The sequence below is a fragment of the Arthrobacter sp. CG_A4 genome (assembly GCF_035985125.1).
Taxonomy (GTDB): Bacteria; Actinomycetota; Actinomycetes; order Actinomycetales; family Micrococcaceae; genus Arthrobacter.
Window position 1 is genome coordinate 15,272 of sequence record NZ_JAXCID010000023.1, and the last position, 20,147, is coordinate 35,418.

Here is a 20,147-nt window from a genome sequence, read left to right on the forward strand (position 1 = left end):
GGGCTGGCCCGGGCTGTTAGCGTTACTCCCATGACACCACTGCGCGTCCGGCGACCCCTGCTGATCATGGCGGCGGCCGTCGCCGTGCTGTCCCTGGTTGCTGTAGGGGTTGTCATGGCCATGGCGTTCAGTAACGCTGTCGCCCCCGCCTGGATCACCTCCACCGCCCTCTACGGGCTGCCGCTGGCTTTCCTGCTGATGCTCTTCCTCGTGATCGACAGGGTCGCGGCCCGGCGCCGGACGCACGGACCCGGCGAAAGGTAACGTTGGTCTGATGTCCCTTATCCGCGCGCTCAGCAAGGAACTCCAGGCACGCAGCGACAACTCGTTGCGGGCCTTGTTCTCCGCGCGGCCGGACCTCATCTCCCCCGGTGTCCCGGACTTCGCCGCGCTAGCCGCACGCGCGAGCGGCCGCGTGAGCGTGCAGCGCGCGCTCGAGCGGCTCAACCGCCCCGAGATGCAGGTGCTGGAAACCCTGCACCTGTGCACCAACACGGACACCGGACACAGCGCCTCCGCTGCGATGCTGAAGAAGCTGATCAACGGGTCCACGCTCGCCGCCATCGAACGGCTCCTACATTCGCTTCAGGACCTGGCCCTCGTCCACCGGGCCGAACCTCCGCACGGGACCTCGCCCGTCGCCGCAAAGCAGCGGCACTACCTGCCAGTGGGCAGCCTGAAGGACGTCATCGGGATCTACCCGGCCGGGCTGGGGCGCAGCTACACCGAGCTGGTCCGGCTCCAGCCGGCGTTCGCGGCGCGCGTCGTGCAGCTTGTTGCGGAACTACACCGCAGCGGCGCGGCGATCTCCCTCGCCACCACGCCGATGGAAGCGGCACTGTCACTGCAGCACTGGACCGCCACGCCGGCATCCCTCCAGCAGATCCTTGAAGCCTCCCCGACCCGCACGACGGCGCTGCTCGCCCGGTTCGGGAACTGGGCCATGGGCGCCGTACCCCAGGCACAACGCCGAGCCTCCGTGCTCAACGAGGGCGCCGACGTCGGACCGGTGGACTGGCTCCTGGCCCGCGGGCTGCTGGTACCGCTGGACGCCGCCCACGTGGAACTCCCGCACAGCGTCGGCATCTCATTGCGCGACGGCTATATCGTCGAGAACTTCGCCCTGGCTCCCCCGGTGCCCCGGCTGGGCTATACCAGCGCCGCACTGCGCCGCAACGCGGCCCTGGGGGCGATCGCGGAGACGTTGCGGCTTGTGGGCGAACTGCTGTTCGTCGTCCGGGATCAGCCCCTCGTCACGCTGCGCAGCGGCGGCGTCGGCGTGCGGGAAATGAAACGGCTGGGCGACGCGCTGCGGATCGAACTGCACGAGGCCGGGGTGCTGGCAGAGCTTTGCGCCCTGTCCGGGCTGCTGCGGCTGGACGTGGACAGTTCCGGCTGGGTCCAGCCCCCGCAGCTGGAGTGGCTGACGCTCCCGCGGCAGGAGCAGTGGCTCTGGCTTGTCAACGCCTGGCTCGCCAGCGAGCGCGCGCCCTCGCTTGTGGGCCAGCCCGTCAACGGCGTCTCCTCTGGCCCCGCCGCGCACCGCGGCACCGCCGGCACCACCATCAACGCGCTCTCCGCGGAGGCCCAGCGGCCGGACGCCCCGGTGGTCCGGAAGCGGATCCTGGAAATCCTTCATGAGCTCACCCTGGAAGCCTCGGCGGCGGACGGCCGGGCCCCGGTACTGGACGCCGCGGCGGTGCTGGAGCGCGCCGACTGGACGCAGCCGCGGATGGCGCGGCGCTTCAGCTCGCTGGTCCGCGGTGTCCTGTCCGAGGCGGAGATGCTGGGGCTGATCGGTTCCGGCGCCCTCTCCCAGATCGGGGCGGCGATCGCCGCCGGGCGGCCCGACGACGCCCTGGTCATCCTGGGCGAACACCTGCCGGCGGCGCTGAACCATGTGCTGCTCCAGGCGGACCTCACCGCGGTGGCGCCGGGTTACCTTGCACCGGAGCTGAGCGAGAAGCTCCTGACCATGGCAGACGCCGAAGGCCAGGGCCCGGCCACTATCTACCGTTTCTCCGTCTCGTCGGTCCGGCGGGCCCTCGACGCGGGCCACGACGCGCAGACCCTGCTGGAGTTCCTGCGCCTGCACTCGGCCACGGCCATCCCGCAGCCGCTCAGCTACCTCGTCGAAGACACCGCAGCCCGGCACGCCAGGCTCCGGGTTGGCGCCGCGGCCAGCTTTATCCAGAGCGACGACGAAACCGCCGTCCTGGAACTGCTCAACACCTCCGCCGCAGCCGGACTGGGCCTGATCAGGCTCGCACCGACCGTACTGATCTCGCACGCGGCGCCCCGGGAAACGGCGCAGCTCCTGCGCAGCCTGGGGCTGTCCCCGGCCGTGGAGGAATCCGAGTCCGGCCTCGTCCGGCTGCGCCGAGGCGCCGCACTGCCGGGCGGCACCCGCCCGGTTTACAGCGCCCCGCGCACCGCCCCGCCGGAGGCCGACGTCGACGACCAGCTTGCGGTCCTGCGCAGCGACCGGACCTCCGGTGGCCCTGCCGACGGCGGCGCTGCCCACGGCGGCGCTGCCCACGGCGGCGCTGCCCACGGCCGCCCCGCGGCGGCTCCCGGCAGCGAGGAAGCGACCCAGCTGGGGCTGGAGACCCTGCAGAAGGCGATCCGGCTGAAACAGCGCGTGGTGATGAATGTCGTGGACAGCCTCGGGAATGCGGTTCGCGAAACCGTTGTTCCGGTAGCTGTGACCGGCGGACGGGTCCGGGTGTTCGATCCGGACAAGGAAACCGAACGCGTTCTGTCCATCCACCGGATTATTGACGTAGAGGCCGCAGAGGAATTGCTCCAGTGAACGATGGACCGTTGATCGTCCAGAGCGACAAAACCATCCTGCTTGAGGTTGACCACGAGCTGGCCACCGAAGCCCGCCACGCGATCGCACCCTTCGCGGAGCTTGAGCGCGCCCCCGAGCACGTGCACAGCTACAGGCTCACTCCGCTGGGCCTCTGGAACGCCAGGGCGGCCGGGCTCGACGCCGAAAAGGTGCTGGACACGCTGCTCAAGTACTCCCGCTTCCCGGTGCCGCATTCCCTGCTGATCGACATCGAAGAGACCATGTCCCGCTACGGCCGGCTGCGGCTCGAGAAGGACCCGCAGCACGGACTCGTGATGCGCACCACGGACTATCCGGTGCTCGAGGAGGTCAGCCGCGCCAAGAAGATCGCCCCCCTGCTGGGCCCGCGGATCGACGGTGAGACCGTGGTGGTGCAGTCCTCCCAGCGCGGGCAGCTCAAGCAGTTACTGCTCAAGATCGGCTGGCCGGCCGAGGACCTGGCCGGCTACGTTGACGGCACACCCCACCCGATCATGCTCACCGAATCCGGCTGGAAGCTCCGGCCGTACCAGCGGCTGGCCATGGAGAATTTCTGGGCCGGCGGCAGCGGCGTCGTCGTGCTCCCCTGCGGGGCCGGCAAAACGCTGGTGGGTGCCGCCGCGATGGCCACGAGTTCCACAACGACGCTGATTCTGGTGACCAACACGGTGTCCGCCCGGCAGTGGAAGGACGAGCTGCTCAAGCGGACGTCCCTGACCGAGGAGGAGATCGGCGAATACTCCGGTTCCGTCAAGGAAGTCCGCCCGGTCACGATCGCCACCTACCAGGTCCTGACCACGAAGCGCGGCGGGCTGTACCCGCATCTGGAGCTCGTGGACGGCAACGACTGGGGGCTCATCATTTACGACGAAGTCCATCTGCTGCCCGCCCCGATCTTCCGGATGACGGCGGATCTGCAGGCGCGGCGCCGGCTCGGCCTCACCGCCACGCTCGTCCGGGAGGACGGCCGCGAGGGCGAGGTGTTCAGCCTGATCGGCCCCAAACGCTATGACGCCCCGTGGAAGGACATCGAGGCCCAGGGCTACATCGCGCCCGCGGATTGCGTCGAGGTCCGGATCGATCTGCCCCGCGACGAGCGCGTCGCCTATGCCATGGCCGAAGACGCGGACAAGTACAGGCTCTGCGCCACCTCCGAGTCAAAAACCCTTGTAGTGGAGCGGCTCGTGGCCGAACACGCCGGCGAGCAGCTGCTCGTGATCGGGCAGTACATCGACCAGCTGGACGAGATCGGCGAGCGGCTGGGGGCCCCGGTCATCAAGGGCAGCACGCCGGTCAAGGAACGCCAGAGGCTTTTTGACGCCTTCCGGGCCGGCGACGTGCAGACACTGGTGGTGTCCAAGGTCGCCAACTTCTCCATCGACCTGCCCGAGGCCTCGGTCGCCATCCAGGTGTCCGGTTCCTTCGGGTCCCGGCAGGAGGAGGCCCAGCGCCTGGGCCGGCTGCTGCGGCCCAAGAAGGACGGCCGTGCCGCCCGCTTCTACTCGCTCGTGGCCCGGGACACTCTGGACCAGGACTTCGCGGCCAAGCGGCAGCGATTCCTCGCCGAGCAGGGCTACGCCTACCGGATCATGGACGCGGGCGACGTCGGAACCAACTCGCCCACCGACTGAGCCGGCACACCGCCGCGTTCCGGGCAAGCGGGATCCCGGATCAGCGGGTGTACGTCGACCCATCCTGTTCCATGGCCCCGGTCCGGGGATCGCGCTGTGGACGCTGGTAGGCGAATTCGCCGCCGCTCCGGCCGCCGAAGGGGCGTCCGTGGTCGGCAAATTCCTCACGGAAAAAGGCCAGGCACCACGGGCCCACCTGGATCCGGGCGCCGGTGCGCAGTACCGACGTCGATCCCGGACCGAAGCTTCCGCTGACTTTTCCGTGCCGGACCAGGACGTATTCATCCTGGTCATTGTGGACTATTTCCGCATGAACGCCGTCCAGTTCTGGAAGCTGCAGATCCGCGGATTCATCGCTGCCGATGCGCACCCGCTCCGCACTGAGGACGAACTCACGCGGGACCTGTCCGTCCCAGGACTTCGAGTCCCGGACAAAAATCAGGCGTGGCCTTCCGCCGCCCCGGGTGTAGTGGGTTGTGGTGATGCGCCGGGGAATGGTGCGTTTCACTGTCGGCAGCAGCGGCAGCAAGGTCGCAGGCGGCAGCAGGGAAAACTTTCGGACCTTGGAACGGCGGCCCCGTTTCAGCAGAGGCGCCAGAGCCCCCAACTTTCCCAGCTTGATGTGGGGCGATCTGGTCATCAGCCGCTGCGGGGCCGAAGCGCCAACGGCCCCCAGACTGATGATCCTGCCTCCCGGTCCTTCCACTACAAGCTTCAATCCCTGGTCTGACAGTGTCTTGGCAAGCGGCCTAACATCGCCAAGGGACGGCATCCGTTGCGAGATCAGGGCGTCCATTCGCTCCAGGGAAACCAGTACTTCGCTCCCGGAAGCCCGCACCGATCCGCGTGCCTCCACTCCGGATTCCTCCTGGAGGGAAAAGTCCAGGTTGATGTCGGCCCTGAACCGCGGGGGCACGTTCAGCCCCGGTTCTCGTCGGAACCCGCCGCGTCGTTGTCGCTTGTGGTCACGCGAAGACTTCCGTTCAATTTCCAGGTGGCCCGCGGCGCATCCGGGCCAATGTCGCGGGGAACCTCAATGGACATATCGATGAAGTTGTAGTTGATGGCCGCGCCCTTGCCCGTCAGGTAGGACCACATCTCTTCGGCGAGATCTGTCCAGTCGCGGATGCTCCGGTCGGCGGCGCCGGAACTGTCCGCTGCGTTGCTCTCAGTCATCACTTTGTGTCCTCTTCATTGGGTACCGGCGGTCATTCCGCCGCGGCCGGGTGATTTCGATAGGGCCACTCTAGTGTCGGCGCCGGCGGAGGGGAATGCCTTTCCAGTGCCCAGGTGAACAAACTTTGCCGGCACGGGCAATTGGCTGCCGCCCATAGAACACACATCAGCCAATCAGAAAACTCACAGACTCTGGGAGGATCATAGGAACCATGAAAAAGAACGGTCCAGAAGCCAAGCTGCTCGTCGTCGATGATGAACCGAACATCCGGGAGCTGCTGTCCACCTCGCTGCGCTTCGCCGGCTTCGAAGTGGTCTCGGCGGCAAACGGGCGCGAGGCCCTTGCCGCTGCGGAGCTCCACGCCCCGGACCTCGCGGTGCTGGATGTCATGCTGCCGGATATGGACGGATTCACCGTCACCCGCCGGCTGCGCGCCTCGGGCAAGCACTTCCCGGTCCTCTTCCTGACGGCCAAGGACGATACCGAGGACAAGGTCATGGGCCTGACCGTCGGCGGCGATGACTACGTCACCAAGCCTTTCAGCCTCGACGAGGTGGTGGCGCGCATCCGCGCCGTGCTGCGCCGCACCCAGCCGATGCAGGACGACGACGCCGTCATCCGGGTCGATGATCTGGAGCTCGACGACGATGCCCACGAGGTGCGGCGCGGCGGCACCGTGATCGAGCTGTCCCCCACCGAATTCAAGCTCCTGCGTTACCTGATGCTCAACCCGAACCGGGTGCTGTCCAAGGCTCAGATCCTGGACCACGTCTGGGAATACGACTTCAACGGTGACGCCTCGATCGTGGAATCGTACATCTCGTACCTGCGCCGCAAGGTGGATATCGATCCCGATGCACCCGCGCTGATCCAGACCAAGCGCGGCGTCGGCTACGTGCTGCGGACGGCCGAGAAGCGCTGACCTTGTTGCTCCAGCGCTGGAAGTCGGCCTCGCTCAGGTCGCAGCTCGTCGCCATCATGACAGCTCTTATGCTGGTGGCGCTCACCGCCACCGGCGCCGGAACGCTGACCCTGCTGCACAGTTACCTGCAGGGCCAGGTGGACGACAAACTCAAGGCCGCCGTCGATTCGGTGCGCCAGCAGCAGTCCTTCAGCCAGCTGCAGGACCAGAGCCAGAGCATTCCGACCGATTATTCGCTTATGCTGCTCACGCCGGGGCTCCCCGCTATTCCCTTCGGCGGCGACAAGGAACTGCGCCCGGCCATCAGCAGCATGACCGCCGCAGAGGCCAAGGAACGGGCCCAGATCCCGTTCCAGGTCCGCGGCACGGACGGGCGCAACTGGCGGGTGGTTGCCCTCAACGTCGTCGACAGCAGCCAGCGCAGCTCCGTCGTGGTCATCGGGCTTCCGCTGTGGCCGGTCGACTCCGTCATGGAACACGCCGTCCTGGTGGTGGTCGGAGTGGGCCTGCTGACCCTCGTGCTGGCCTTCTTCATCGCCACCTGGAGCATCGCCCGGTCCTTCCGGCCGCTGGCCAGGGTGGAGAAGACCGCCGCGGCGATCGCCGCAGGCGACCTTTCCCGGCGCGTGGACATCGAGAACCCCGGCACCGAGGTGGGCCGGCTCGGCAGCTCGCTCAATGCCATGCTGGCGCACATCGAAACAGCTTTCGCCGCCCGGATGGCGTCCGAGGCGCGGATGCGCCGTTTCGCGGCGGACGCCTCGCACGAACTGCGCACCCCGCTGGTGACCATCCGCGGTTTCTCGGAACTGTACCGGCACGGCGCTCTGTCCGCCCCGGAGGACATTGCCACCGCCATGGGACGGATTGAAAGTGAAGCCAAACGGATGGGGTCCATGGTGGAGGACCTGCTCCTGCTGGCGAGGATTGACGAGCAGCGTCCGCTGCAGCAGAAGCCGGCCGATCTGCTGCTGATTGCCAATGACGCGGCCGTGGACACCCAGGCCAGCGACCGCGGCCGGGCCATTTCCCTCACGGGACTCGACGGCGGTCCCGCCGCTCCGGCACCCGTGCTGGGTGACGAGGCGAAGCTCCGGCAGGTCGTGAGCAACCTGGTGGGCAACGCGCTGCGCTACACCCCCGAGGGCACGCCCATTGAGCTGGCTGTCGGCGTCCGGACCGGCGCGGACGGTGCGCGGTTGTCCGTCATTGAGGTCCGCGACCACGGCCCGGGCGTCCCGGACGAGGAAGCTGCCCGGATCTTCGAGCGTTTCTACCGCGCGGACACCTCGCGGACCCGGGAAACCGGCGGCAGCGGGCTCGGGCTGGCGATCGTGGCGGCCATTGTCGGCTCGCATTCCGGCACGGTCCGGGTCGAGAAGACCGACGGCGGCGGGGCCACCCTGGTGGTCAGCCTTCCGTATCTGGACGATGGTTCGGTACGCGACGACACCGCAGACCCCAGGACGGACGCCGACGACGACGCCCAGGCGTAGCTGTCACTGCGGTGGCTTTTCCACATACGCCGGACCGGGCATGGACGGAGATCTTTCCGGCTGCCTAGGCTCGAGGTGTCCGGAAGACCCGGGCGAGTCACTGTCGAGAGGTCATCCCATGAGCATCATCTCCGTCGATACGGAACTCCTCCAGCTCAAATCCGCCAACGTCAAGGCCACTGTCGACCGGATCAGCGCTGACGTCCAGGCCATGAAACGCGGACTCGACGAGCTGCAGGAAAGCTGGCGCGGTTCAGCCGCCACCAACTTTCAGTCCCTGGTCACCGAGTGGACACTGACGCAGGGCAAGGTCGAGGCGTCCCTGGCTTCCATCAACCTGGCGCTCAACTCGGCGGCCGCGAGTTACGCCCAGGCCGAACTGAACAACGCCCAGCGTTTCAGCTGAACGGCCCGTGCTGCCCCGGTGCCGCCCTCAGTCCTCGGGAGTGCCCTGGTGGAACCGCAGCCGCCACTGCGCGCCGTCGAGGACCCACAGTGAGCTCCGCAGAGCCGTTCCCGAACGGGCGTAGCTGCGGTAGGTCAGCAGGACAGTGCCCTCACTCACCCGGTCTGCCGCCAGCAGCTCCAGTTCGATGGGACGGTCCGGGTTCCCCTCCAGCGCCATCATGATGGCGTCGCGTGTCCAGATCCGGCCGGAGCTGCCGATTTCGGTGAAGTCCGGATGCAGCAGCACCCCGGTGCGTCCCATGTCGGCGCGGGTTTCCGGAAGGAGGAGCTCGCGCTCAAGTGCTTCAACGATGGCTTCCGGGCTGGAGTCCGTGCCCTGGGACGCCGCGACGTCATCTGCCAGTTCGCTGAATAGATCGGGTTCGCTGAATAGATCGGGTTCGCCGAACAGCTCCTGCTGGCCCGATCGGTCCGGGGCCGCCTGCGCTGCCGGGTGCGCCGTCTGTCCAGCGGGAGCGGGGTCTTCCGCTGCCGCACCGAAGCCGGGACCTTGGCGCGCCGCGACGCCTTGCTGGTAGGCGGTTGCCGCGGCCCGCGCGCGGTCGTCGGCTGCCTCGTTGAGTTCGTGCCCGGCGTGACCGCGCACCCATTCGAAGGTGTACTTCCGCCCGGACAGCTCCCGGTCGATCTCCTTGAGCAGCTCCACGTTCAGCACGGGCTTGCCGTCGGACTTGCGCCATCCCTTGCGCTTCCAGCCCGGCATCCATTTGGTCACCGAGTTGATGACGTACTGGCTGTCGCAGAGGATGTGCAGATCCTCGGCCGCGAGGTGTTTGGTGGACCGGAAAAGGTCCAGGACCGCCATAAGCTCGCCCTGGTTGTTGGTGCCATGCGGCCACCCGCCGGCCCGCCAGCAGCCGTCGTTCACGTACCAGGCCCACCCGGCCGGACCTGGATTTCCTAGAGCCGAACCGTCGGCCGCTGCTGTAATCGTCACTGCACTATCCTGCCAGACCCCGGGCTCTTGCCCGACTCTGCCCCACCTCCCCCGGGCTCCGGCCCGGCCTTGCCTCAGCAGACCTGCGGGAGCGCCGCTGCCAAAAGGACTGCCAAAGCGACCAGATGTGAGGGAGCGTCCGGGGGCGGGGGCGGGTTAACGCCGACGGCGGCCCCACCCGAAGGTGGGACCGCCGTCGTTGAACGGATAGTTCAGGTGGCTTGGAGCCGGGTGGTTAGAAACCGCCCATGCCGCCCATGCCGCCCATGTCGTCGCCGCCGCCCATGGCCGGGGAGTTCTTCTCCGGCTTGTCGGCCACAACGGCCTCGGTGGTGAGGAACAGGCCGGCAATGGATGCCGCGTTCTGCAGGGCGGAGCGGGTGACCTTGACCGGGTCGTTGATACCGGCAGCCAGCAGATCGACGTACTCGCCGGTTGCAGCGTTCAGGCCGTGGCCGGCAGGCAGCCCGCGGACCTTGTCGACGACAACGCCCGGCTCGAGGCCGGCGTTGAAGGCGATCTGCTTCAGCGGGGCGTCGATGGCAACGCGGACGATGTTCGCGCCGGTTGCTTCGTCACCCGTGAGGTTCAGGTTGGCGAAGGCCTTGAGGCCGGCCTGGATCAGGGCAACGCCACCGCCGGCGACGATGCCCTCTTCGACGGCAGCCTTCGCGTTGCGGACAGCGTCCTCAATGCGGTGCTTGCGTTCCTTGAGCTCAACTTCGGTTGCGGCGCCGGCCTTGATGACTGCAACGCCGCCGGCCAGCTTGGCCAGGCGTTCCTGCAGCTTCTCGCGGTCGTAGTCGGAATCGGAGTTCTCGATCTCGGCGCGGATCTGCGAAACGCGCCCGGCGATCTGGTCGGCGTCGCCTGCACCCTCGACGATGGTGGTCTCATCCTTGGTGACGACGACCTTGCGGGCGCGACCCAGGAGTTCGAGGCCGGCGGTTTCAAGCTTGAGGCCGACTTCCTCGGAGATGACCTGGCCACCGGTGAGGATGGCGATGTCCGCGAGCTGCGCCTTGCGGCGGTCGCCGAAGCCCGGAGCCTTGACGGCGACGGATTTGAAGGTGCCGCGGATCTTGTTGACGATCAGGGTGGCCAGGGCCTCGCCCTCGATATCTTCGGCAATGATCAGCAGCGGCTTGGAGGACTGCATGACCTTTTCGAGGACAGCGACCAATTCCTTGACGCTGGAGATCTTCGAGTTGACGATCAGGATGTACGGATCCTCAAGGACCGTTTCCTGACGCTCGGCGTCGGTCACGAAGTAGGCCGATATGTAGCCCTTGTCGAAGCGCATGCCTTCGGTGAGCTCCAGCTCGAGGCCGAAGGTGTTCGACTCCTCGACCGTGATGACGCCTTCCTTGCCGACCTTGTCCAGGGCTTCGGCAATCAGGGCGCCAATTTCGTTGTCACCGGCGGAGATGGATGCCGTGGCGGCGATCTCTTCCTTGGTTTCGATTTCCTTGGCGGAGGCCAGGAGTTCGCGGGTGACGGCTTCGACAGCCTTTTCGATGCCGCGCTTGAGGGACAGGGGATCAGCGCCGGCCGCGACGTTACGCAGGCCTTCCTTGACCAGTGCCTGCGCCAGCACGGTAGCGGTGGTGGTTCCGTCGCCGGCGACGTCATCCGTCTTCTTGGCAACTTCCTTGACCAGCTCGGCGCCGATCTTCTCGTAAGGATCGTCCAGCTCGATCTCCTTGGCGATGGATACACCATCGTTGGTGATCGTGGGGGCGCCCCACTTCTTTTCGAGGACGACGTTGCGTCCACGCGGGCCGAGGGTGACCTTGACGGCGTCGGCGAGGATGTTCAGGCCCCGCTCAAGGCCGCGGCGTGCCTCTTCATCAAATGCAATGATCTTGGCCATAACGGCAGTAGTCCTTTCGGGACAGTCGTTAAGAATGGACCTTCGCTGCGGTGCCCGCGACGGACGATCCTTCCCCGGCAGCCTCTGTACGCCACCGGGTCGGGGATCTCACCACAACCAGGTATTTCTTTCGCTCCCGGACCGGCTGCTCCACGTCGCGGCCGGTGGAACCGGGGCGTCGTTCTGGCAGTCAATACGCGGGAGTGCTAATTCAATAATTAGCACTCCCCCGGGGAGAGTGCAAGCAGTGGGCGTGCCGGGCGGCCCGGTTTCGGCACCGTACCGGCGCTCTGCCGGGGCACAATTCGCTGTGGGCGATTAACTCCCGCCGCTGCTCGCCGTTTCGCTTCCGCTCATTGTGGCCTTGTTGTCCGCGCCGAAGCTGTAGACAACGTAGTGGGCAGACGTCACGTCGCCGTTGGAATCAAAGTTAATCCGACCGGATTCGCCGTCGTAGTCGGGTCGCTTGCCCGCGCGCACGGTGTCGAGGCATTCCTTGTAGCTCCTGCACACTGCGGCCTCTCCGGAGGACTGGGCCCCGCCGGCCGGCTGGGCCTTGCCGCCGGAGACCGCGATCAGTTTCGACGCGATCGACGTGCCGGCGTCGTCCTCCGCCGCGGCCGCCGCGATCACGGCGAGGTTAACGGCGTCGTACGTCTCGGCGGCGAAGGTCATGTCCCGCAGGCCGGGGCCAACGGACACCAGTTCGCCCTGGAAGTGCGCGGACGCAAAAATTCCCGGCAGGATGCCCCGCGCGCCGTCGAGCGCCCGGGAGCCGAGCCCGGAGCCGTACTGGTCAACGGCACCGTCGCTGAGGATGAGCTTCTTGCCGGCCAGGCCGAGGTTGTTCAGCTCGGCGATGGCGCCCTGCGCACCGTCGCGGGCGATGAGGACGACGGCGTCCGGTCCCGCCGCATTCGCCGCGGCAGCCGCCTGCTGGGCCTGGCCCGGCTTGAATTCAGCGACCGTCACGGGGCCGAGTCCGGCCGCCTTGGCCGCCGCGGCAACAGCGTTGGACACGTCCTTGCCGTAGCTGCCTTCCTCGTACACGACGGCGACTGTTGCCGCGCCGCCGTCCCTGGCGAGCTTGACGAGTACGGAGCCCTGCGCAATATCGGCGGCCGAGGTGCGGAAGTAGTAGCCGTTGCTCTTGTAGCTGCTGAGCCCGCTGGCCGTGTTGGCAGGAGAAATCATGGCGATCTTGGCGTTGGAGAGCACATCGATGGCGCCGGGCGCGCGGCCGGAGTCGGTCGGGCCGATCACGGCGTCCGCTTTGGCCGCGACGAGCGCCTTGGCCTGGGCCACGGTGTCCTCGCTGATCGTCTCGGGCAGCAGTTCCACCGGCCTGCCCTTGTGTCCGCCGGCCGCGTTGATCTCCTTGACGGCGAGTTTGGCAGCGGCCAGCTGGGGTGCGTTGAGAAAGCCCTGCTTGCCCGTATTGTCAAGGATGAGTCCGATCCGGAGGGTGCCGTCACCGCTGGCGGCGGCCGTCTCCACACGGACACCGCCGGCGGGCCCGCACCCGGTCAAAGCCAAGGCTGCAACGGCCGCCGCTGTTACGGCGCGCCCCGGCCTGCGTGCACCCGCCCGGCGTCGGGCGGACACCGGCCGCCCGGTTTCCAGTCCGTCAGTGTCCACTGAGGCGTGCGGGCCGTGCAGTGCGGCGGGAAATATCACTAGGCAGGCCGGACGCTCTCGGCCTGCGGGCCCTTCTCGCCCTCGCCGACTTCCAGCTCGACGCGCTGCCCCTCGTCAAGGGCACGGTAGCCCTCCCCGGCAATGGCCGACCAGTGCACGAAGACGTCGGCCCCCGAATTGTCCACGGTGATGAAGCCGTAGCCCTTTTCGGCGTTGAACCATTTGACGGTTCCCAATGCCATGATGTCCACACTTTCAGTTGGCTGACGAACGGCGCACCACAATGTGCGCCGCGGAATGCGAGCCGCAGTATGCACAACGCAGTATGCACAACTCAGTCCGCAAGTACTGTACCCACAGCATCCTCCCGGAGTGCAGGCCGGGGACCGGCCCGGCCTGCAATAGTTATTCAGGCGTGACCGGAGCGGACTACTGGAAGCCGGGCCCCAGCACGACGACCAGCGGCATCTTGAATTCGGCCGACTCCATCATGGTCTGGATGCCGAGCAGCGAGCCCAGTGCCTCGGCGTTACCCTTCTGGGCGGCGCTGCTGTAGAAAATCACGGACGTCTGCTGTCGGACCCCACCCCAGTTACCCATGGGGCCCAGCACCCAGCCCGCGGTGGTGACCGTTCCGCCCGCGCGGCCGGCAAGTCCGGCGGTGGCCGTGCCGTTGTAGATCGCGACCGGCTGGGTCTTGTCGACGACGGCGGCGCCCGCCTTCGGCAGATCCGACGGCGTCGCGGACGCTGAGGGGGCCGGACTCGGTGCGGCTCCGGAGGGGCTGCCGGTGGGAGCTGCGGCGGCGGCCGATGCGGTGGCGCTGCTTCCGTTTTGTCCGGCCGATGCGTCCGAAGAGTTTCCGGGGGAGCTAAATCCGAGCTTCGGCAGGATCAGGAAAGCCACCAGGCCAATGGCCAATGCTGTGGCGCCGACGGCCAGAATGGGTCCGAGACGGCGGCGGCGGGATCCGGCCACTGCACGGTGGACACCCTGGCGCGTGGAGGTCTCCGGGACCCGATCAAATTCATCCCGAGCATATTTGGTCATGGTAGAAACGACGTCCTTGCTGATTTCTTACGAAGTTGCCAGGGCCGGTTTACCGCGCAGGAATCTGCACATCCGGCCATGGTTTTACGCGTCTGAGCCCAAGCGGCGAGCAGTGCGCGCGCGTTGGCGTGACGTACGCAGTCTACGCAACCTCTTGACCAGCATGGGATCGTGCGCCAGGGCATCCTCGGAATCGATGAGCGCGTTGAGAATTTGGTAGTAATGCGTGGCCGACAGGTCAAAGAGCTCCCGGATGGCCTGTTCCTTGGCCCCGGCGTACTTCCACCACTGCCGTTCCAATGCCAGCATCTGCTGGTCGCGGCTGCTCAGCGGCGACTCCAAGCCGGTCCCCTCGGCATCTGGCTCCGCCGCGGAGAGGTGGTCCTGCGCTTGTTCGGCCACAACACGCTCCCTGGCTGGCTCCGAAAAAAAGTATTCCCCCATGCTACGGGCGAATAACAAGCTTGTCATTTGGGACCCTGCGAGAATGGATCCGTGTTTGATTCAGATGCCCCTCATTCCGAGGCTCCTCGTTCCGAGGCCCGGGACCCCGATGCGCTGTTCGGGCTGGAGCAGCCAGCGGCCGAGGGCGTCGGCTTCGCCGAGCTCGCGCGGCTGCCCCTCGCCGAGCTGATGTCCCCTGATTGGGCGGACGCGCTGGCTCCCGTCGAGGGCAAGCTGCGCGACGTTCTGGACGTCCTCGCCGCTGAGGTGGCCGAGGGGCACCTGCTGTTACCTTCGCCGTCGAACGTGCTGCGGGCATTCAGGCAGCCGCTGGCGGGCGTCCGGGTTCTGATCGTCGGCCAGGACCCCTACCCGACGCCGGGCCACGCCGTCGGGCTGTCCTTCGCGGTGGACGGTGCAACCCGGCCTATCCCGCGAAGCCTCGCCAACATCTACAAGGAGCTCAATGCCGACCTCGGCCTGCCGCCGCGGGTCCACGGCGACCTCAGCCGCTGGTCAGCGCAGGGGGTCCTGCTGCTGAACAGGGTCCTCACTGTCCGGGCCGGGGCGGCAGCATCGCACCGGAACAAGGGCTGGGCAGCTGTCACGACGGCCGCCATCGCCGCCGTCGTGAACCGCCGCAGCGCCGACGGCACACCGGCTCCCCTCGTTGTGATCCTCTGGGGCAAGGACGCGGCATCCGTCACCCCGCTGCTGGGATCTGCCCCGGTAATCGCCAGCGCCCACCCCAGCCCGCTTTCGGCCTCGCGCGGCTTCTACGGCTCGCGGCCCTTCAGCCGCGCCAACAACCTGCTTTTGGAGCAGGGCGACGGCACGGTGGACTGGGAACTGCCGCCGCTTCCGTAGAGGGGCTTCACGGTCCGGCTTCCGCCAGCCATCCTGGCTAGGCTTGGTCCCATGACGTCAGCCCCCGCCGACACCTCGGCCACCCGGAAATCGCGACCGCAGACCAACCTTACGGTTCTGCGCCGCGAACAACTTTCACCGCACATGGTCCGGATCGTGGCCGGCGGCCCGGGCTTTGCCGGGTTCGTCAACAACGGCTTCGTGGACCGGTACGTCAAAATGGTGTTCCCGCAGGCCGGGATCGATTACCCGGATCCCCTGGACCTCTGGGAAGTCCGGGAATCCATGCCGCGCGATCAGTGGCCACACACCCGGACCTACACCGTCCGCTGGGTGGACATGGCCGCCGGAGAACTCGCCATCGACTTCGTGATCCACGGCGACGAAGGCCTCGCCGGACCATGGGCGGCCACGGCGCAGCCCGGGGACGCCTTCATCTTCACCGGTCCGGGCGGCGGGTACAACCCGGACCCGGCCGCCGACTGGTACCTGTTCGCCGGTGACGAATCCGCAATGCCGGCCATCGGCGCCGCGATCGAATCCCTGCCGGAAGACGCCCGGGGACTGGCCTTCCTGGAGGTGGACAGCGACGCCGACATCCAATCGATCGGCGCCCCCGCCGGTGTTGAGCTGCGCTGGCTCCTGCGCCGCGGCGTGCCCGCCGGGGCCAGCGGACTGCTGGTCGCCGCGGTCCGCGATGCGGCCTGGCCGGAAGGCCGGGTGCAGGTCTTTGCGCACGGCGAGCGCGGCTATATGAAGACCCTCCGGGAGGTGTTTTACGCACAGCGCGGGCTGGAACGCGGGCAGGTCTCGCTGTCCGGCTACTGGGCGATGGGCCGGGTGGAAGACGACTTCCAGGCGGAGAAGAAACTGCCGATCGGGAAAATTTAACCGGCCGGATCCCACCTCAGGATCCGGCACCAGTGGGCATTGTCGTTGGTTCGTCGAGGGCCGGGCGGGGCGGGATAGCGGGGTCAGGCCGCGCCAAGACCTTGTCGCGCCGGGGGACATGCTCATTCTTTGCGCCCTGGACTGGGCAAAATGACACTATGTCCACCGGCTGCTCCCGGCGCGGGGCATGTCCCTTGGGGCGGGCGTCCAGACCCGGGGATATTTTCGTTGACCTGCTCGGGCGCAGATGGCCGTTGGCAGCGCTCCTTCCCGGTTGCCGGCCGCCACACCGTCTGCCGGCCCGCGAAAGGCCCGGATTTCCGTGGCTCATGACGCCGTGCGACAAAGTAACTGGGCAGGAACGTCACGGCCTGCCGCGTTGGGCGGGTCTCCTCAGGCGTTGGGCGGGCCCGGCGGAGGGGAACCCGGCTTCGCCGCGGGGGACATGCTCATTCTTTGCACCCTGGACTGGGCATAATGACACTATGTCCACCTCCCGGCCCGGGCGCGGGGCATGTCCCTGAGCCGTGCCCTCCCGGCCCCCGGGCCAGGACTCCCGGACGAACTAACGAGAATGCGCACTAACGGTGCCGGGTCTCCCCGGCCGCCCGTGCGCCGCGGCGGACCGGAGCTAACGGCGCCGGGCCCGCCGTCGTTCATTGCTGGACAGGCCCCGGGTGAGCGGTCTAGCGAGCGTGTCGCCGAGCACGATGCCGGCCGCGACGCCCAACACGATCGCCCCGGCGTTAAGCATCCCGCCGGCGCCGATCAGGATCTCGGATTCCTCGATGGTCAGCACATACATGGACCGGAATATAGTGAGTCCGGGCAGCAGGATCAGCGCAGCGGGGACCGCCACGACCAGCTGCGGCGCACCCATCCGGAGCGCCACCACCCGGGCCAGCAAGCCGATGGCGACGGCCGCGAGTGCCGGCGAAAAGCGCGCCCCGATCCCGAGGGCGTCTCCGCCGAGCAGCACCAGATAGCCCACCACGCCCACGGCCGCGGTGGGCAGCAGCAGCGTCCAGCTGGTCTGCTCGGTGATGCCGATCATCAGCACCGCGATGGCGATCAGGATGATCACCGCCCATAACGGATACGCCGGCGGGAATGTTTCGGTCACATCGATGGGTTCCATGCCGGTCATGTCCCCTACCACGAACCCGATGGCGATGCCCGCGACCAGCGCCCCGAACGTCAGCATCGTGGACAGGAACCGGCCGGCCGCCGTGACGGGGAAGCCGTTGATCGCATCCTGCACTGCCGAGACGAGCCGGCCGGTGGGGAGCAGCAGCAGAATCCCGCCGACCACCACGATGGCGGGAGGTATCTGGATGCCTACCGGGTTGCCGAACCGCCACAGGAGCAGCGCGATGAAGGTGACCAGGAAGGAACAGGACGCCGTGATAAAGAAATCCGGTGTGCGCCAGCGTCCCAGCTGCCGGACCAGCAGGCTGACCAGCAGGTTGGACACGAACGCGACGGCAGAAGCGCCCAGGCCGCCGCCGAGCACCCCGACGAAGACGGCGGAGAACACCCCGTACGCCACCGTGACCATCCAGCGCGGGAACGGTTTGGCGCTGTGGGTGATTTCGTCGAGCCGGCGTACCGCCTCCTCGCGGCCCACGCCGCCGGCGACGATATCCGTAACCAGAGAGTGCACCTGGGCGAGGCCCGCGTAGTTGTTGGTCCAGGACCGCACGACGCGCAGCAGCGAGATCGGGGTCTGGTCCCTAGGGGCGTAGTTGATGGCCACCGACTGGTTGGTGATGTCCACCTCGATGTTCTTCAGGCCCAGGGCAGCCGTGATGGCGATGATGCTGGTCTCCACCTCCAGTGCTCCGGCGCCGTACCGGAACATGGACTCGGCCAGATGCAGCGCAAAGTCAATGGTCTTGCGGGCCGAGGTATCCACTCCGCCCACCTGGATCATCGGGTTGGCGTAGGGGCTGCCGGCGAGCCGGTCCACAATACTCATCGGAGCGGTCGGCGGGTTCTCGCCCTGGACCAGCCGGCGCAGCATCCGCTTGGCGGCAGCGTTTTGGTGCACCTGTATGGCCGACATCGGCTCAGTCCTGGGCAGGCCGTCCGTGGGCGGCCTGCGGCGGCCGTCGGGTCCTATGGTCATTCCGGCCTCCCTAATATCCTGTGTGCAGCCGGTTTAGTAGAACTGCTGGCCCGTGCGGCGGGTGTAGAGCTGGCGGGCGACGCGCTCCCCCGCGGCCATCCAGGCCTTGTACTTCAGCGGGCTCAGGACCTGGTCGTAGCAGCCGACAAAGTCCGTGACGGTCTTGCTGAAGCTGGTCTTGAACAGGCCGAGCCCGTGGAACGGGTTGGACGTGTCCTTAAGCTGGCCGCTCGGGGGCGTGCCGCAGAAGTCGTATTCGGTGCAGCCGAGTGCCTTGAGCTGGTTGATGGCCGTCCACTGCACGAGGTGGGAGTCACCGTACTGGCCGCGCTGCTGCAGGGAGCCGCCGTCCTTGTAGGTGCCCTTGCTGCCGTAGTTAATGACGAAGGCGCCCACCGACGGAACGCCGTTCTCGTGGACGAACAAGAGCCGGCCCTGGCCGCGGGCGATGAAGTTGGTCCAGAACTGGCGGTAGTACTCGTATTCGCGGACCCGGACCTGGGACTTGGCCTCCACCGTGGTGGTCATCAGGGCATACATGGCTTGGAAGTTCTCTTCCGTGGGCTCCGCGTTGTGGACCTCCACACCCTCGCGGAGGGCGCGGCGGACGGCGTTGCGGCCGCGGGAATGAAGGTTACGCAGCAACTGGTTTTCCGCCGGGGAGATGTCCAGCAGAGCCGTCGAGTCGTTGGGCTGCAGGTTGTGGGTCTTGACCAGACCGGCACTCTCGAGGACCCGTCTGGCGTCGTCGGAGAGCACGATGTCCGGTTCGATCTTGATCGCGAAGACCCCCAGCCGGGCACGCTTCACAAACTCGGCGTTGGCCGCCACAATGCCTGGGATATCCTCGACCGACGCCACATCGGGGCCCTTGATCAGGTACCAGAGCCTGCCAAGGAGCGGAAAGGACTTCTCGAGAATGAGGTTATAGCTCGTGTAATCGGCGGTCTCATACACCAGGTGCAGGGGCTTCCAGCCGAAGTGCTGCTTGACCTGGGCGAAGGCCTCCGATTGCAGGAGATTGCCGCCGTTGGGGTTTGCCGTGACGTGGGTATCCCAGTTGGCGATCTCTTCGGCAGAGGCAAAGCGGGCAGTGAAGTCACGCAAGGGTGCGGTATCCAATCATGGCGGTGCGAGCGTCGGCGGCATGCGGACATGCAGCTTCAAGTCTATCTGCCCGGCCCCCTGCTCCGGCCCGGCACAGACCCGCTACGCTGGAGGCATGCCGCGTGATCAGCAACCATTGACCGCAGGATCCGGGACCCCGCTACAAGGGAATCGAAAGCCTGCGCCCGGAGTGCGCGCGCTGGGCCCCCAGCTGCTGGGACTACTGGTCTTCGTTGGGGCCTCCGCCCTGGTTGCGGGACTCGGCGGACTGGCAAGTGCCAGCAACGTTGATGGCTGGTACGCCACCGCGGCCAAGGCGCCGTGGTCCCCGCCTAACTGGGTGTTCGGGCCGGCCTGGACATTCCTCTACACCGCGATGGCCGTGGCCGCCTGGCTCATCTGGCGCCGCCGGGCCGAAGGGAGCAGACGCGCCCTCACCGCCTACGCCGTGCAGCTGCTGCTGAACCTGCTGTGGACGCCGGCTTTCTTCGGCCTGTACCCGGCACTCGGCACCTCCGCCCTGTGGCTCGCCTTCGGCATCATCGTTGCCCTGGCGGTGGCGGTGACCGTCACAGTGCTGCACTTCGGACCAATCAGCCGGATAGCGGGGCTGCTGCTCTTGCCCTACCTCACCTGGATCGTGTTCGCCGCGTCGCTGAACCTGTGGGCGGCGCTCAACAACTGA

19 protein-coding genes are annotated in these 20,147 nt (G+C 67.2%); 9 read left to right on the plus strand and 10 right to left on the minus strand.

Features of this window, described 5'->3' with window-relative positions; all coding sequences use genetic code 11:
• Positions 1–30: 30 nt before the first annotated feature.
• From RCH07_RS11220 to RCH07_RS11230, 3 genes are read left to right on the plus strand one after another with little or no spacing between them, the layout of a single operon-like run.
• Positions 31–264 carry a hypothetical protein gene (locus RCH07_RS11220; RefSeq protein WP_326967547.1) on the plus strand — a complete coding sequence of 78 codons (234 nt, stop codon included), beginning with the start codon at positions 31–33 and terminating at the stop codon, positions 262–264.
• 10 nt (positions 265–274) lie between these two features.
• Complete coding sequence (locus RCH07_RS11225) at positions 275–2,812, plus strand: helicase-associated domain-containing protein (protein WP_326967548.1); 2,538 nt, start codon at positions 275–277, stop codon at positions 2,810–2,812.
• The gene (locus RCH07_RS11230) at positions 2,809–4,464 is read left to right on the plus strand and encodes a DNA repair helicase XPB (protein WP_326967549.1); all 1,656 of its coding nucleotides are present in this window, start codon (positions 2,809–2,811) and stop codon (positions 4,462–4,464) included. The genes RCH07_RS11225 and RCH07_RS11230 overlap by 4 nt, the downstream gene beginning before the upstream one ends.
• A 40-nt stretch (positions 4,465–4,504) precedes the next feature.
• Here the strand turns inward: RCH07_RS11230 and RCH07_RS11235 are convergent, their stop codons facing one another.
• On the minus strand, positions 4,505–5,104 hold the full coding sequence (locus RCH07_RS11235) for an FHA domain-containing protein (protein ID WP_326967550.1): 600 nt from the start codon (positions 5,102–5,104) through the stop codon (positions 4,505–4,507).
• A gap of 278 nt (positions 5,105–5,382) precedes the next feature.
• Positions 5,383–5,640: a hypothetical protein gene (locus tag RCH07_RS11240; protein WP_326967551.1), complete on the minus strand. Its 258-nt coding sequence runs from the start codon at positions 5,638–5,640 to the stop codon at positions 5,383–5,385.
• 212 nt (positions 5,641–5,852) lie between these two features.
• Between RCH07_RS11240 and RCH07_RS11245 the strand changes: the two genes are divergently transcribed.
• The 3 genes from RCH07_RS11245 (at position 5,853) to RCH07_RS11255 (ending at position 8,465) form a co-directional block, all read left to right on the plus strand.
• Entirely contained in the window at positions 5,853–6,563 is a 711-nt protein-coding gene (locus tag RCH07_RS11245) for a response regulator transcription factor (protein ID WP_326967552.1), read from the plus strand.
• A gap of 5 nt (positions 6,564–6,568) precedes the next feature.
• Positions 6,569–8,059, plus strand: coding sequence for a sensor histidine kinase (locus tag RCH07_RS11250; protein WP_326967590.1), 1,491 nt, complete (start codon positions 6,569–6,571; stop codon positions 8,057–8,059).
• Positions 8,060–8,177: 118 nt separating this feature from the next.
• Positions 8,178–8,465, plus strand: coding sequence for a WXG100 family type VII secretion target (locus RCH07_RS11255; RefSeq protein ID WP_326967553.1), 288 nt, complete (start codon positions 8,178–8,180; stop codon positions 8,463–8,465).
• Between the two features lie 27 nt (positions 8,466–8,492).
• On the opposite strand, the gene RCH07_RS11260 is transcribed toward RCH07_RS11255, so the two are convergent.
• From RCH07_RS11260 to RCH07_RS11285, 6 genes are all read right to left on the minus strand, one after another.
• A complete protein-coding gene (locus tag RCH07_RS11260) occupies positions 8,493–9,464 on the minus strand; it encodes a ribonuclease HI family protein (RefSeq protein ID WP_326967554.1) in 972 nt (323 codons plus the stop codon).
• Between the two features lie 235 nt (positions 9,465–9,699).
• Entirely contained in the window at positions 9,700–11,337 is a 1,638-nt protein-coding gene (groL, locus tag RCH07_RS11265; protein ID WP_326967555.1) for a chaperonin GroEL, read from the minus strand.
• 318 nt (positions 11,338–11,655) lie between these two features.
• The gene (locus tag RCH07_RS11270) at positions 11,656–12,873 is read right to left on the minus strand and encodes an ABC transporter substrate-binding protein (RefSeq protein ID WP_326967556.1); all 1,218 of its coding nucleotides are present in this window, start codon (positions 12,871–12,873) and stop codon (positions 11,656–11,658) included.
• A gap of 140 nt (positions 12,874–13,013) precedes the next feature.
• The gene (locus RCH07_RS11275; RefSeq protein ID WP_326967557.1) at positions 13,014–13,217 is read right to left on the minus strand and encodes a cold-shock protein; all 204 of its coding nucleotides are present in this window, start codon (positions 13,215–13,217) and stop codon (positions 13,014–13,016) included.
• A 187-nt stretch (positions 13,218–13,404) separates the two neighbouring features.
• Complete coding sequence (locus tag RCH07_RS11280) at positions 13,405–14,025, minus strand: LytR C-terminal domain-containing protein (protein ID WP_326967558.1); 621 nt, start codon at positions 14,023–14,025, stop codon at positions 13,405–13,407.
• 84 nt (positions 14,026–14,109) lie between these two features.
• Entirely contained in the window at positions 14,110–14,469 is a 360-nt protein-coding gene (locus RCH07_RS11285; RefSeq protein WP_326967591.1) for a DUF3263 domain-containing protein, read from the minus strand.
• A gap of 51 nt (positions 14,470–14,520) precedes the next feature.
• Between RCH07_RS11285 and RCH07_RS11290 the strand changes: the two genes are divergently transcribed.
• Both RCH07_RS11290 and RCH07_RS11295 read left to right on the plus strand, forming a co-directional pair.
• Positions 14,521–15,336, plus strand: coding sequence for a uracil-DNA glycosylase (locus RCH07_RS11290; RefSeq protein WP_442784815.1), 816 nt, complete (start codon positions 14,521–14,523; stop codon positions 15,334–15,336).
• A gap of 51 nt (positions 15,337–15,387) precedes the next feature.
• On the plus strand, positions 15,388–16,227 hold the full coding sequence (locus tag RCH07_RS11295) for a siderophore-interacting protein (protein ID WP_326967559.1): 840 nt from the start codon (positions 15,388–15,390) through the stop codon (positions 16,225–16,227).
• Between the two features lie 631 nt (positions 16,228–16,858).
• Here the strand turns inward: RCH07_RS11295 and RCH07_RS11300 are convergent.
• Entirely contained in the window at positions 16,859–18,355 is a 1,497-nt protein-coding gene (locus tag RCH07_RS11300) for a threonine/serine ThrE exporter family protein (protein WP_326967560.1), read from the minus strand.
• A 33-nt stretch (positions 18,356–18,388) separates the two neighbouring features.
• Positions 18,389–19,462 carry a lipid II:glycine glycyltransferase FemX gene (locus tag RCH07_RS11305; protein WP_326967561.1) on the minus strand — a complete coding sequence of 358 codons (1,074 nt, stop codon included), beginning with the start codon at positions 19,460–19,462 and terminating at the stop codon, positions 18,389–18,391.
• Between the two features lie 115 nt (positions 19,463–19,577).
• Between RCH07_RS11305 and RCH07_RS11310 the strand changes: the two genes are divergently transcribed.
• Positions 19,578–20,147: a TspO/MBR family protein gene (locus tag RCH07_RS11310; RefSeq protein WP_442784816.1), complete on the plus strand. Its 570-nt coding sequence runs from the start codon at positions 19,578–19,580 to the stop codon at positions 20,145–20,147.

What these genes read in the sequence shown, in the direction of transcription:
- RCH07_RS11220 (WP_326967547.1), top strand. Translation starts at nt 31, where the DNA reads ATGACACCACTGCGCGTCCGGCGACCCCTGCTGATCATGGCGGCGGCC.
- RCH07_RS11225 (WP_326967548.1), top strand. Translation starts at nt 275, where the DNA reads ATGTCCCTTATCCGCGCGCTCAGCAAGGAACTCCAGGCACGCAGCGAC.
- RCH07_RS11235 (WP_326967550.1), bottom strand. Translation starts at nt 5,104, where the DNA reads ATGACCAGATCGCCCCACATCAAGCTGGGAAAGTTGGGGGCTCTGGCG.
- RCH07_RS11240 (WP_326967551.1), bottom strand. Translation starts at nt 5,640, where the DNA reads ATGACTGAGAGCAACGCAGCGGACAGTTCCGGCGCCGCCGACCGGAGC.
- RCH07_RS11245 (WP_326967552.1), top strand. Translation starts at nt 5,853, where the DNA reads ATGAAAAAGAACGGTCCAGAAGCCAAGCTGCTCGTCGTCGATGATGAA.
- RCH07_RS11255 (WP_326967553.1), top strand. Translation starts at nt 8,178, where the DNA reads ATGAGCATCATCTCCGTCGATACGGAACTCCTCCAGCTCAAATCCGCC.
- groL (WP_326967555.1), bottom strand. Translation starts at nt 11,337, where the DNA reads ATGGCCAAGATCATTGCATTTGATGAAGAGGCACGCCGCGGCCTTGAG.
- RCH07_RS11275 (WP_326967557.1), bottom strand. Translation starts at nt 13,217, where the DNA reads ATGGCATTGGGAACCGTCAAATGGTTCAACGCCGAAAAGGGCTACGGC.
- RCH07_RS11280 (WP_326967558.1), bottom strand. Translation starts at nt 14,025, where the DNA reads ATGACCAAATATGCTCGGGATGAATTTGATCGGGTCCCGGAGACCTCC.
- RCH07_RS11285 (WP_326967591.1), bottom strand. Translation starts at nt 14,469, where the DNA reads ATGGGGGAATACTTTTTTTCGGAGCCAGCCAGGGAGCGTGTTGTGGCC.
- RCH07_RS11295 (WP_326967559.1), top strand. Translation starts at nt 15,388, where the DNA reads ATGACGTCAGCCCCCGCCGACACCTCGGCCACCCGGAAATCGCGACCG.
- RCH07_RS11300 (WP_326967560.1), bottom strand. Translation starts at nt 18,355, where the DNA reads ATGACCATAGGACCCGACGGCCGCCGCAGGCCGCCCACGGACGGCCTG.
- RCH07_RS11310 (WP_442784816.1), top strand. Translation starts at nt 19,578, where the DNA reads ATGCCGCGTGATCAGCAACCATTGACCGCAGGATCCGGGACCCCGCTA.